This is a genomic window from Actinomadura geliboluensis (assembly GCF_005889745.1).
GTDB lineage: Bacteria > Actinomycetota > Actinomycetes > Streptosporangiales > Streptosporangiaceae > Spirillospora > Spirillospora geliboluensis.
On the sequence record NZ_VCKZ01000054.1, the window covers coordinates 15118 to 28861 of the forward strand.

The window sequence follows — 13744 nt, forward strand, 5'->3', positions numbered from 1 at the left end:
GCTAGTCGGTCAGTTCCAGCACCTCGGAGACGCTGGCGAGCACGGCAATGAGCGCTTCTTCTTCGTCAGGATCGACTGTGCGCCTGGCACCGAGAATCCGAACGTCACGCCCCGGCGGCAAGGAGAAGGATGGCGTCGGTGTGCGCACCAGGACGTCAACCCCCGTGTGCGCCTCACGCAGCACCCAACTCTTGACGCCGTGCTCCCGCACGACGGTTCCGGCCAGGTCGTACCAGGCACCGTCGGCGACGTCCGCGGTCGGCGTGACACCGGTGGCCCAGTAGGGGGCGCAGAGTCCTCGAACGCTGCAGCCGCCGCAGTGCTCGCCGAGCACGGCGGCGGGCGCATCCGCCGCAATGGCGGTGTCAGCGGCCTTGATCCTTGCGGCGACCGCTTCGCTGAGGCGGGCACGCTCGTCCGCAGTTGGCACCGCGACCAGGACTTCGTGGGTGGGATAGGCGGCAATCAGCGACGTGACGGCCAGTCTGTCCGGGTTGGCAGCGCCGTCGGCGTCCCAGAGCAGCGCGTAGAAACGCAATTGGTCGTGGTGCGCCGGGTCCTCCGCTCCGGTCTTGAAATCGGTGATCGCGACACCGTCCGCGTCGACGCTGAGGAGATCGATGCGGCCCTTGAGCCGGAGCGACTCAGCAATGAGTTCCTTCTCTGGGTGGTCGCCCGGCCGCACAGGGTAGCGCGCCGCAGGCTCGCTGGGCGCAGGCGGCCGGGCCCGAGCCGGCGCGCTTGGGGTGCGGAGTTCCAGGCGGCTGAGGTACGTCTGAATCTGCTCGCGCGCTTCTGGCACCCAGTCGGTGAGCGACCGTGCGAGTTGTTCGCGGCGGTCGCTGCTCAGGCGGGGGTTCCCATCGAAGCGGGCCAGTTGTGTCGCCAACACGTCCTCTGCGACCTTGGTGTAGCCGCCGAGTTCTCGGAGAACAGCGACGGCTTCAGCTGAACGGGTGGACGAGCATCCGGCCTTCACCAGCGCCTCCACGATGATCTCCAGCGCGCCATGTACGACATCGCCGCGGATCGCCGCCGGGATTGGCAGGCGGGGATAACCGTGCTGCTCCCATAGGTCCGGGTAGTCGGCCTGAGACAAGGAATACCGAATCGGGCACGTCTCGACATCTTTGAGCGACGAATAGCTCCACATCGCCGGAGCCGGTGGAAGGACGGCCTTCCCGGAAGCCACGCCAGTCTCGAAGATACGCGGCTCGCTCAGATCAGCCATCGCAGCACCTGTTGGCTCGCCACGGGCAGATTGCGCATCACCACCATGTCGTCGACCGGGTAGACCGGCACGCCGCCGAGTTCCTTGGCGTCCCACAGTTCCTGGGTCGGCGGCTGGTCTCGAGTCAGCGGGCTCTGGATGTAGAAGATGCGGTCACGTCCCCTTCCTCTTGCCAGGAGCGGCGCCGTGATCGTGCCCAGGCCGTCGACCGCGACCGGCTCGTTCTTGAGGAACTCGATGCCGTCGATGTCTCGGCTGCTGAGGTCGGCTAGGAGCTTGTCGATCGACTGGTCGACGCGCACGTCGTCCAGCGTCGGCACCGTGCCGTCGAGAACGTACTTGAGCAACGCCGCGCCGACCTTGCGGTCCAGCAGGCCGTGTTCGAAGCGGTTGCGGAAGCTGCGCAGACACCGGTAGCACGAGGCGTCGCAGTCGGCCGGGCAGTCCTCCAGCCGCTCCAACGCCATCTCGAAGATTGAGAGCCCGTGGCCATGCACCCGGCGGGTGAAGCCCGCGCCGCCGGCCAACGTGTCGTACAAGTAGATCTCCGCTTCAAGGCCGCGGTTCCCCGCTGGGGTCAGCGCGGGACGGTACTCAGCCTGGAGTTCGCTGGCATCGACATCGAGTTCGCCGGTCGCCGCGATGGTCAGCGCCTCGGCGATGGTCCGCAGGGCCACCTGGGTCGACAGTAGTTCTGGCTGGAGTGTGATCGGCTTCTCGACCTTCAAGCGCACCAACAGTACGTCGGAGATGAAGTCGGTGCCGAGCACCAGGCCGCGTGTGGAGGCCGACCCTTGACAGTCAGGCTCCCGCTCATCCGGATAGGGCTTCGGGTGGGTTCCCGACACAATGCCCGTGGCGCCCTTCGTCGGCTCGATCAGGCCGCAGCGGGTGCAGTACGTATAGCCCTCGCCGCGCGGTCCCGTGTTGGTGACCAGCAGCGTGTCCCGGCGGTAAGTCTGCTCCAACCGGTCGGTGACGTGGTCCCACGCCTCTTCTTCCTCAGGCCCTTCGGCCACCAGTTTGGCGCGCGTCGCGTAGCTCTTGGCGGGCGCATCGTCAGGACTCGTGCCCGGGTCGTCGTTGGCGCGGTGAGCGAAGCCCGGCGGACGCATCCAGTTCATGGCCTTGCCGAACTTCCCGACCGCACCGCACGCCGGGCAGTCCCGCTCCTCGCCGCGTTCTGCCTGGTCGTACGGGAAGTGCTTGGCGTAGTGGCAGACCTGGCATTCGAAGTAGAGCCACTTGTCACGCCACGCCTGAAAGCGATCCTTATGCACCGGTGCGTAGATCGCGCCTGACGTCCACTCCTTGTTGTCGATCCACACGACCTTGCCAGGGGCGTACTGGCTGAGCGCGATCGGCAGCCCTTGGCTGGGGGCGTAGCGGAACTCGGTGTGGAAGGGCTCCGACTTGTCGCGGTCGAAGACGTGGAAGGCCACCACGTCGGTCGGGAAGGCGTAGCGTGGCAGAACGCCCTTGTAGAGAAGGCGGTCGAGCAGGTTGGTCTGACTGCGCATCTCGTTGGGCAGCTCTGCGCCGTCCTCTCCCGAATTACCCTCCTCGACTTCCTCGTCTTCGGGCGCGGCGTCACCCTCCCCGGGCTCCGGCAGTGTGCCGTCCGGCTCGATGTTGAGCGCCGAGTCGATCTCGCTCAGGGTGCGCGTCACCAGCCCATCGAGGACGCTGGTGCGTGCTTTCGAGGTCAGTTCCGAAGGCAGCCAAGCGTCGATGTCGCTTCGGAGCGTCGCCTCGTGCTCGTTCAGCCATTCTTCGAAGTCGGCGCGGTTCAGCGGAGAGGTCGTTCCGACGAAGCCGCGCACCGTGCCGAGCACCTCGAACAGCTGGGGCTGGTCCTCCGGTTCGATCTGCGGCAGCCGGTCCTGGTTGTAGCGCTGCAGCAGATAGGCGATGACATGGCGGCGCGCGATCTCATCGTTGTCCAGCGTCAGGATCGGGTCGTCGACCTCGCCGCGAATCATGAGGTCCGGATTGCGGAAGTAATGATCGTCGTGCGTGTCGGCGCTGCCGAATGCCACCACGGTGGCGACGGCGTTGCCGCGACGACCGGCGCGACCGGCCCGCTGCTGGTAATTGGCGCGCGAGGGGGGCATGTTGCGCAGCGCCACGCCGGACAGGCTGCCGATGTCGATGCCGACCTCCATCGTGGTGGTGCACGACAAGACGTCGATGGCGGCGCGCTCCTGCTCGCCTGGACGTGGCGCCCCAACGTTGACATCCTGGAACAGGAGTTCGTACTCCTCGGCGCGAGAGAAGACCGCGTCGGACTGGGCAGCGTTGAGCTGCGCGGTGTGCTCGGCCGCGATGATGCTCATGATCGGCTTGTCGGGAGTCTTGAGGGCGCGCTCCGCGCTCTCCCGGTAGTAGCCCTTGCGGGCCTGGAAGACCTCGTCCGTCTCGGGGTCGAGCGTGCGCACCCGGTCGGCGTCGCAGCTGACGCACTTGGTCGACCCGGGGAACGGGCGCTGCGTAAAGCGGCAGCGCTCGCAATAGCCCCACAGGCCGCCGACGTCCAAGGCAACGTTGCCTGCCAGGAGCCGGTACTTGCCGCCCTGCAGCTCACAGAACCTCGGCAAGAGGGTGGGAAGCCACGAGGCCTTGAAAACCTTCTTTGCCGCCGGGGTGCCGAGCCAAAGTTCGACTGTCCGGAACTTGCCGGAGTGCGGCTTGACGCCCCCCTTCTGCTTCCACCACTCCTGCGTCATCGAGGGGAACCAGATGCCGCGTGCCGGGGTCGACCACTGGGTCAACCAGAGCCGTAGGAGCGCCAGGCGTTCTTCGTCGGTGGTCGCCACGCCGGGAATGGCGGGCAGTTGGTCCAGCAGTTCGGCGGTCATGCTGGCCTTCTCCCGCAGAGAGGCCAGTCCAAGGGACGTCAGGCCGTAGTACTTGTCCGTCAGCGTCGCATACATGGCGCGCAGTAGCGACTGGGGCGGCTGGGCCGTGAGCATCAGGAGTTCCATCATGGCGCTGACGTCGCCTGTCAGCGCGCCCTTGTCGATGGCCTTGCCGACATCGCGCAAGACGTGGAGCGACTCCGCCTGGCGCAATTCAGGGCGCAACCGCACCTTGAGTTGTTTGGCACCCACCATCACGGCCAGATAGAGCCGTTCCAGGCTGAGCTGCGCGGCGACGCCGGGCGGGGCGGCAAGGTCCGTCCATCCCTTGAGGATCAGGGGTCGGATCACGTCCTGCATCGAGTAGGCCTGCAAGTTGGGCGCCAGCCGGGCGGCGACCTGCCGCGAGTCGGAGAACGCCAGCACCTTACGGCCGCGCAGGGGCGCGAAGTCCGAGTACGGCGCGCTCGGCGGCTGCACCTCGATCTGGCGCGTCACCAGGGCCTGGAACGGCTGGTCGCCCTTCGTCAGGTGGTCCTGCACCGACGATCGGCCGTACCCGGCCAGTTGGCCGCAGACGCCACATGGCTTGAACTCGCCGTTGGCTTCAGCCTGGTCGTCGCTGTCGTCATCATCGTCGTCGCTGGTAACGATCTCGCCGCTGCGGAGCTTCGGCAGGAAGACGACGCGGCTGCGCGTCGGCGGATGTTCGGTCCTCAGACGGCCAGTTACGAGGTCGATCTCGGCTACCTCCACCTGCCCTGCCGAGGGTTCCTCGAGCAGGAGGTCGAGCGGGAGCGGTTCAGGAATGGAGCCAGCGGTTGTCTGGAACGCGCCGCCGGGCTCATGCCACAGGAAGTCGGGTTCCTGGAGGTTGTCGGTGTAGGCCCGCGCGTAGGCTGAGCCGCAGTGGCGGCAGGTGTAGAACTCGAAGACCCGGGCGCCGCAGTCGCAGGTCGCCTGCGGCTGGGCGTACAACTTGCCGATGGGGCCGTGCCCTGCCGGGAGGGTGTTCCAGTCCACTGCCACGCACTCCGGGTCAAGGCAAGCCCACAGGCCCGGCAACCCGCGGAAGAAGGCGTGGACGCGGCACGGCAGCAGACCCGCCTCATCGGGCGTCCGGCGGGCGGCACTTCCGAGCGCCACCAGTGTCGTGACTGCCTTTTCGGCGAGGGATGCATCGACCCCCGGGAAGATGGCCGCGCCGAGTTCGCTGACCGGTTGGGCCTTCTGCATCGTCTCGTTGACGAGCAGGTTCATCGGCCCGTACGACCCCAGCGCCTCATCGAGCAGCACCCCGATGCCACGGCCATGATCTGTGACGCCACGTTCAGTCAGGAGGTTGGACACGGCAGCTGCGCGCTCCGTGTCCTTCTCGCCCGCGTAGAAATCCTCCAACGGCACGGCCGCCAGCAGCGAGGCGTCGTCAGCCGACCCGACCGCCGCGCCGTCCCGCAGCGCCCACTGGCTGGTGACCGTGCGGAAGTCGTCGGGGTCCTTGCCGGTGAGCTGGGCGGCGAAGCCACGGGCGTACTCGGGCGTTGTGAAGCTGGCGCTGGTGGTGATGACCTGGAGCCGTTCGGGCGGAATCCCCAGCCGGGCACGCAAGCGCCGCAGCAGCAGCGCCACCTCGGCACCTGCCGCGCCCCGATAGAGGTGAGCCTCGTCGACCACCAGGAAGAACTTCTCCTCGGGGTTGTCGGCCAGCCACTGGCGGGTGTGATCGAAGACCGGCCGCTCCAAGGGCCGCATCAGCATGTACTCCAACATCGAGTAGTTGGTGATGAGCACGTCAGGCGGCGCGCTGAGCGCTTCGTGGCGCGTCAGTAGTTCCGGGTCATCGGGCTGGGTGACGGCACGAACGAACGCTCCGGTCCTGGGATCCTGCCAACGGGAGCCGTGCGGCCCGAACCATGCTTTGAGATCAGGCTTGGCCGGCCACTTACCGCGCTGCTCCAGCTTCTCCTTGAGCGCCTTGGCCTGGGCATGGCCGGGCGAGGAAGGATCTGCCGCCTGGTCGATGAGAAGGATGTAGAAGTCCTCGATGGAGCCGAGCCGCCGCTGGTCCTTGTCCTTCGTACGCACGCCCGGATACAGCGTGCGACTGGTGTAGCGCGCGAAGCGGGCCGGACGGCCCGCCCAGGCATGGAACTGCGCAGTCACGCGCGGATCGCCGAGCAGCATCCGGAGGCGGGCCAACTGGTCGTTCACCAGCGCGTTCATCGGATAGAGGATCAGAGCGCGCACGGCGGGCGCTGCGAAGGAGTCCGGGCGGTGCGCCGCCTCGGCGGCGAGCTTGGCGAGCATCGGCAGGAGGAAGGACTCCGTCTTACCGGAACCCGTACCGGTCGTGATCGCCAGGCTCTTGCCGTCGCGCGAGGTCCATTCGAGCGCCTCGGCCTGATGTGTGTACGGCGGGTCGTAGAGCAGCCGGTCGAGGTCACCCATCTTCTGAGTGAGTAGTCCGAAGAGCGGCTGCACCTGCGGGTCGAGGTCAAGCTCGGCGAAGCGCCGGTTCGTCCGGTAGCGCGGAGTGCTCTCGATGTAGGGCGCCTTGAACAGCACGCCCTCAGTCGTGAGGAGTTGCCGCCGCTGCTCGATAACCGCCGGATGGCCGACGTGATACGTCGCCTCGATGTAGTCGCACAGGGCGGCCTGAATCTCAGCGATCGTCTCGGCGATCGTGGGCGCTTCACTCGCCACCGCTGTCCTCCTGGTAGGTCATCCAAAGCATGTCAGTCAGGAACGTCGTGGTGTCCTCCACAGCCTCAGCGGGCAGCCGGAACGAGAACAACGCTCCCGGGGTCTTGCCGAGGGCCAGACCGGCGAACTGCACATAGCGCTCCGCGAAACCAGGCAACGGCGAGAAGAAGGCGAGAATCACATCGTCACTCGGACTACGGCCATGCCGAAGGCGGAACTGCTGCGGCGCACCGCGCGACGCATCGACCGCCGCTTGGTAGCGCCAGGCCTCATCGCGTCCCGGGACGACCGGATCGTCTACGGGGAACTCCATGAGCCTGGTCGCTGCACCCGCCTTGAAGCGCACGAGGCACCACAGGTCGGCTCCGTACGCCTGGGGCCAGCGAGCGACAAAGTCCCCCGTGTCCGTCGCGGTGGGCGACCGCCAACGTCCGCGGTAGTACCGCACCTTCGTGGCGGGATCGAGCAGTTGGAGTCCTCCGAGTTCGCCAGCCTCCGCCGCGACGTTCAGCCTGGCGCGGTGACGCTCGATGAGATCCGCCGGAGCCTCGACGCTCGGGCTGGACAACCAGCGGTTTTTTGGTACCCGTTGAAGCCCCCGCGAGCGGAGTTCGCTCTCGGCTTCGGCGGGGTCCATCCTCAGGGTGCGGGTGTGCCCCTCGTACTCGATCGCGTCCGCGAGTTCGGCGCCGATCAGGGGCGCGCCGAAGGGACGAACCCCAATGAGCAGGTAGGTGCCAGGGACACGTTCGATGAAGGACGGGGGCCCCAGATAGAGCAAGCGGGTCGAACGCCCGCTCTCGTGACGCAGTTCGAGCAGATCGCCCGAGGCCACCAGTTGGTCAAGCAGGTCGACCAGATCGTCGCGTGCCAGATCTTCACCGTGGAGCGGGCGGAGGGCTCCGAGCACCGCGTCGACCAGCCTGCTCGGGCTGGTCGGGCACATGAACGATGCCGCCCGGCGCAGGGAGGCGGCCAGGCCCTCGGCGGACGTCAGTCCGATGGCGTCGGCTTCCAGTCCCAGGGTCTCGACCGCCAGTCGCGACGTGTCGTCGACGGTCAGCTTGGTGGGTCTCATCAAAAGCTCCGCTCCACGCCATCGGCGTCGTTGAGGGCACGCCTGCCAAGTACGGCGAACCGAGCCGCTCGGTACAGTACGGGCGACTTCAACACCTGCTCTAGGACGAAGGCGGCCTCGCTCGGCTCCCACTCGGTGATGTAGCCGCGCCACCCGGCAAGCATCAGGAGGAAGTGCGGCGTGGAGGGCTTGCCCGAAATACCGTGAGCGGCGAGGTGCGGTGTGATGACCTCGTGGAACCCGAGCAGCAGGTCCTCGGGCTTGAGCCACTTGTAGAGGCTGTAGGCGATGGTCGAGGCGAGCGCCTTGTGCTCGGTCGAGATGCCGACCGCGTCCTGCATGCCCTCCAGGTGATCAGCGGCGTCCTGCGCACCGGCCACCTTCCGCTCGATGGCAGCCCAGTAACTGCCGCCGATAAGGGTGCCGATGGCGCGGGCGATGGCGTCCCCCACGATCTGCTGCTCGTACGCGGCGAAGGCGTCGGCGGGGAGTTCGGCCGTGATCCACCGCTGGTGCCCTTCAGCGAGCCGCATCACTTCGCTCGACGAGTGCGCGCCCGAGGAGACGACCGGCCGCGCGGGTGGCATGCGCAGCACCGCGTTGGGATTGGTCGGCAAGATGGCGGCAGCGACCGCATCACCTGCCCGCGCGATGGCCAGTCCGCCGCGCGGGGGCACATCGAACGGTTTGGCTGGGTCCTTCTGGATGGCTGTCAGCGGCGCTTCGATGTCATAGAAGTCGAGACTAGTATTGCCGCTGTCCGTCCGGTCGACCAGTGTCGCCACAACCGCGCCGTCATGTGTCCTTGCGAAACGCAAACGAAGCGGACGAAACCCCCTTTCGCAGGTGAATGTCGCAAATCCCACCCCATCGCGTGCCACTGTCAAGACACAGGACTCAGCGTCGTCGTAGGCATTGGCGAAGCGCTGATCCGTACGGATGGACTTAGCCATCGCCCGCCAGTCACCTTCCTCCAGCGGCAGCCGCACAGAGCGTCGGAGTTCGGCCAGCGGTTCCGTCTGGCCGCCCCGTAGGGTCACTCTCAGGACGGCCTCGGTGCCAGGTGGCCCGTCGACGGTGACCACCGCCCGGTCGTCCCATAGTTCGGCCAACGTCGGGCGCGTGGGCGTGGCGAGCGCGCGGATGCCCTCTCCGATCGCGGCACCCTCAGGACGCACCTGCGGGTCGCGGATCGTGACAACCAATGAGCCTGCTGCGAGTTGGCGATCACCGCCACCGAGCAGCTTCACGCCCAGTTCGTGGGTGCCGACCGGCAGGCCCTCAAGCGTGAACAGCAGTTCAGGCTCACCGGGCGACCACTCCAGAAAGTAGACCGCACCGGCGATCACGACGCGGGCGCGGTTAGGCAGAAGGTCGGAACGAATGCCGAGCATGGCCGGCTCGCCCGCCAGCCACTCGGCCTCACCCTCGCCGTCCCAAGCGCTGGCCACGATGCCAACCGGCCGGATCGCAACGTGCGAGACCACTGTGAGTCCGGCTGCCTGAAGCGCAGCCTTCTCGCTCTCGCTTAGCTGGGGTGGCACCAGGAATCGGTAAGCCTTGACGCCGCCCGCCTTGATGACCACCTGGCCACACCACGGCACTGCCGGAGCACTCAGCGTGTCCACGCCAACGAGGACGTACTCGTGCCCTGGCCGGACGAACTTGCCCTTGACCTCGATCGCAAGGCCGGTGCCCTGGCGGCGGAACAGCCACCATGGTCCCTTCGTGATGACGCACTGGGTCGCCAGGATGCGGTTGGTTTCCTCGTCGCCACGGTCAAGTTGCAAGAAGGGCTGGTCGGGTTGGGGCCAGCGCGCGAACTGCACCTCCTGTCCCGGGTAGAGCAGGCCGCTCGGCGGGATGGGGCGGGTGACGCCGCTGACCGTCGCGCGTGACACCCGAAGTTGGCTGTAGGCCGCTTCCATCCCGGCGCCGAGCACCGTGAGGTCAGGTAGTTCGGCGTGGGCGTTCCAGCCGCCGTCGTACCGGAGGAACAGACGGGGGTCGGTGGCGCGGGGAAGGTACTTAGACGCCGGCTGGGCCGCGCCCGCGGTTCCTGTCGACTGGAAGCCACGCACGCGGCTGGCGGAAGCACGGGCGGACTTCAGCCAGTGGTGTGCCTGCTGCTCCTTGGAGAGCCCGTCCACGATGCGAGCCAACGTGGCGGCCGACAAGTACGGCGTGGGCTCATTCTCTCCCGAGAGCAGCGCGACGGCGAGTTGGCCGACGAGCGCCGTGTTCTCACAGAAGATGCGGAAGCGCTCGGTGTAGTTCGACGCTCGGCGGGCCAACCGGATACCGAGCGCCTCGGGATCATCGAGCAGTTCGGAGGTGAGAGCGCCGCTGAACTCGAACAAGAGCTGGGCCAGGTACCGCTGCAGGTAGGTGGGCAGCACGGCATGGGTGATCGGCCAAGCGATGATCCTGAAGTGGTTCGCCCAGGCGCCCGTCGGGCGGGCGCCTCCGTAACGCTCGTGGAAGCGCACGAACCAGGCGCGGATGGTGGAGCGCTCCTGGCTCGTCCATCGAGGGGTCAGGGACGAGAAGGTGGTCCAGTACTCATCGCCGACGTAGCCGTAGCCCATCTCGGCGGCATAGACCACGAACGGCAGCCAGGCTTCCCGGCAGCGCGCCAGGTAGCGGGACTTGATCGCCTCACGGACGGCGTCCTTGAGCAGTTCGAGGTCCTCAGGCGACAGGTCGTGCTCCAGCGCGAAAACCGGCGAACTGGGTTCGAGCTTCGCCCGGGCGTCGCGGAGGTCACCAAAGTGACTGTCGAGCGTCTCGTGGAAGTACTGCAGCGACTCGACCGTGCTGCTCGATGGGGCATCTTCCATCGCGAAGCTCACCCCTCCACTTCTCTCGACCCGGGCTGCCTAGCTATCAGTCTGGTGGAAGGCTCCGACAGATTCGTCCGTTTCGGCTGCTGATGCCTGCTGAAGGTTAAGAGCCCCGCTCCAGGACGCGGTGGCGCGCGAGCGGGGCGGGTTCATGACGGACCGCGCCCCGTACGTGATGTCGTCCCCGCACAGGGTGGGTGGTCCATGGACCGCCGCTGCGCTGTCGCAAGCGAGGCGGTCGACGTTTTGGCCGGACACAAGCCTTGGCGCTGCCAAGGCTGGGACGCGGCAGAGCCTTAAGTGGCATCACGAGCAGGTCGTCTGCCTGGATACGGCTACGCAAGGCCCACAACTGGCCGATGAAGTTGTTGTGTCGGCCATCGGACGCCGTGAGGAACGTCGCAGCGACCACCTTCGCCAAGTCCTCCCGAGTGGCACAATCGGTCATGTCCGGAACTTCGCGCCAGCCGCCGCCAGACCATCCCTGTTCCATCGCCCATTGCTCCCGCTCGCCGTACTTCCCGGCTCGAACCGCCCACGCCTTCGCCGCAGAGCCTTCCGCCTCCAGGACCGTCCGTTGTCGAGTCCAGGTTCTCTGGCACGCCCCTGACGTTGCCGCCGATGAGTCGACCTTGCCCGAGGTGGGGCCGATGTAGGTCAACATTGTCACGGGACGCCAACACTGCCCGCTACCCGGACGAAGATGGTCGGATGTGCCATGCCTGAGGCTCTGGGGACACAGATCCTGCAGGTTCGTTCGCTCGTCGTTTGCTCGTATGTCGCGGAACGCATTACCAGTAGACGGCACAAGGTGCCATCGCGGGCCGCTGTTACTTCCGCATAATAGGACGGAACGACAGGCGGCGACACCCGGGGTAATTAACCAACAGCTTCCACCTCGGACTTCTAATCCGACGGTCGCGGGTTCGAATCCTGCCGGGCGCGCCCCCGTCTGACCTGCAGTCTTACCACTGCCAAGATCCAAAATTCTGTCCCGGTTCGTCCCCGTGTTCGCTCGATGTTCGCTCGGTTGTCGCGGACCTGTCGCCGCCGCCCCTGCGAACTACGGCGATCGCCCACCCAGTCGGCGCCCCGGCCACCGGGGCCGGGCGATCACCAGAGCGCCGCCGTGCAGGCCGTTGTCGCCGTTTATCCGTCGGCCGGACCACCTTGCGGGGCGCGAGCGTCCGCGTCCCTGGACCGGTTGGGCGCGGACGCCTGCGCGGTGAATCCGGTGGTCAGTCTGAGGAAGTCATGGCCTCGTTGTCTCCGGCAACTGGACGATGTGGCCCGCTGTTGTCGTTTCGTCGGGCTCGGGCGTGGTGCGGGCGTTGAGGATGGCGGCGGCGGCGTCTTCGGCGGATTGGCGGGCCAGGTCGGGTAGGACGCTGGTGTAGGTGTCGGAGGCGATGGTGATCGAAGACAGGCCCAGGGTCTCTTGGACGACTTTGAGGTCGTGTCCGGCACGCAGCAGGATGGTGGCGGCACCGTGCCGTAGGTCGTGCAGCCGGACGGGCGGGAGCCCTGCCTCCATGGCCAGCAGCAGGAACTGCTCTGAGACGAACATGGGCGCCAGCGGGTCCCCGCCTGGCTGGGTGAAGACGAATCCGGTGTCGTTCCAGGTGTCGCCCGCGGCCAGACGTTCCTGGTTCTGGCGGGCGCGGTGGGCGGTGAACTGCTTGATGGTGTGCTGGTCGAGGGTGACCTGGCGTTCCCCGGCTTCGGATTTGGGGCGTCCTTGTTCGGTGTGGCCACCGTTCTGGGTGATCTGCCATCGGACCCGGATGGTGCCTTCCTCCAGGTCGACATCCGCCCACCGCAACCCACACGCTTCGCCGCGCCGCAGCCCGCGGAAGGCGATGAGGTGGTAGAGCGCGTGCAGCCGGTGGCGGGCGGCGCGGTCAAGGAAGGCGCCGGTCTGCTCGGGTGTCCACACCATGACCGGGGATGGCCGCGGTGTGCCGACGTAGGCGTCCATTGGCTTGACGCGTCCGCTGCGCACCTGCCCGTCTGGCCTGTCCGAGCGGCTGCGGTTCTTGGCCTCGATGAACACTTCTCGGGCGTGGCGCCATCCGCGGACGCGTTCGGGTGTCCATACCAGCGCCTTGGGGCGGCGACCGGAGGGCAGTTCGATCAGGGAGGCGACGTTGAGGTCGATGCGTCGTTCCCGGATCGCCTGGTTGAGGGCGGCGCGCAGGGTGGCGCGGATCCGATGCATGGTCGCCGGGCCGACCACCCGAGCCCCTTTCACTCGTGCCCGTGCTTGCGGGTCGCCGGACTCGCGGGCGCGGGCGATCGCCTCGTTGCGTTCGTCGATGGCGTCGAAGACCGCTTGGACGTCGGCGACGCGGAGCCGGTCCAGGCGGATGTGGCCGATGACCGGGTTCAGGTGGGCGGTGATGTGGGTGCGATAGCTGCGTAGAGTGCCGTTGCGCAGGCCTTTGCGTCCGGAGAGCCATATCTGCAGCCACTCCCCCGTGGTGATCGCGACCTCCAGGTCCTGCCCGGTGCGGATCTTGCGGCGTACCTCCTCCGGTATCGGGAGCCGCTTGTGCGTCTTGAGGGTGGTGGTGATGAGGTCGGCGATCCGGTTGCGGTCCTCGGGGTCGGCGCTGATGGCCAGCAGTTCGTGCAGCCGACCGATCTGGGCTTCGGCGGCGTCCTGGCCGGTGAACCCGCCCCGGCGGATCGGGGCCCGGCGGGTGCCGTCCGAGCGGGGTGGCAGTTCGAACTGGTAGTACCAGCTGCCGTGGGTCGGGCTCCAGGACCCGCCCCGGCGGCGCAGCCTGGGGCATTTGGTGCGCAGCAGCCGCCCCTCGGGGGTACGGCAACCGCACGATTTGTAGGTCGTTCCGGCAGGCACTGTCCTACTCGCTTTCTGGTGCGGGTTGCCCGGGCGCATCGTTGAGGCCGAGCAGGGTGAGCAGGCCGGTGGTGGGGACCAGGTAGCTGCGGCCGACGCGCAGCACCGGGCAGGGGAACTGCCCAGTACGTGCCAGCTCGTAGCTTTTGGTGCGCCCCACTCCCAGCG

5 protein-coding genes are annotated in these 13744 nt (G+C 67.3%); all 5 read right to left on the reverse strand.

The features are described 5' to 3' along the window. Position 1 precedes the first annotated feature (1 nt). Entirely contained in the window at positions 2-1231 is a 1230-nt protein-coding gene (locus ETD96_RS10620; protein ID WP_138636146.1) for a PD-(D/E)XK nuclease family protein, read from the reverse strand. After that, entirely contained in the window at positions 1219-6792 is a 5574-nt protein-coding gene (locus ETD96_RS10625) for a DEAD/DEAH box helicase (protein WP_138636147.1), read from the reverse strand. Before ETD96_RS10625 ends, ETD96_RS10620 begins: the two co-directional genes overlap by 13 nt. Beyond that, positions 6782-7870 carry a hypothetical protein gene (locus tag ETD96_RS10630; protein ID WP_138636148.1) on the reverse strand — a complete coding sequence of 363 codons (1089 nt, stop codon included), beginning with the start codon at positions 7868-7870 and terminating at the stop codon, positions 6782-6784. Before ETD96_RS10630 ends, ETD96_RS10625 begins: the two co-directional genes overlap by 11 nt. Next, positions 7870-10722 (reverse strand): hypothetical protein, encoded by a 2853-nt coding sequence (locus ETD96_RS10635; RefSeq protein ID WP_138636149.1) that lies wholly within the window; start codon positions 10720-10722, stop codon positions 7870-7872. The genes ETD96_RS10630 and ETD96_RS10635 overlap by 1 nt, the downstream gene beginning before the upstream one ends. Before the next feature lie 1243 nt (positions 10723-11965). After that, on the reverse strand, positions 11966-13615 hold the full coding sequence (locus ETD96_RS10640) for a tyrosine-type recombinase/integrase (protein WP_138636150.1): 1650 nt from the start codon (positions 13613-13615) through the stop codon (positions 11966-11968). Positions 13616-13744: the final 129 nt, after the last annotated feature.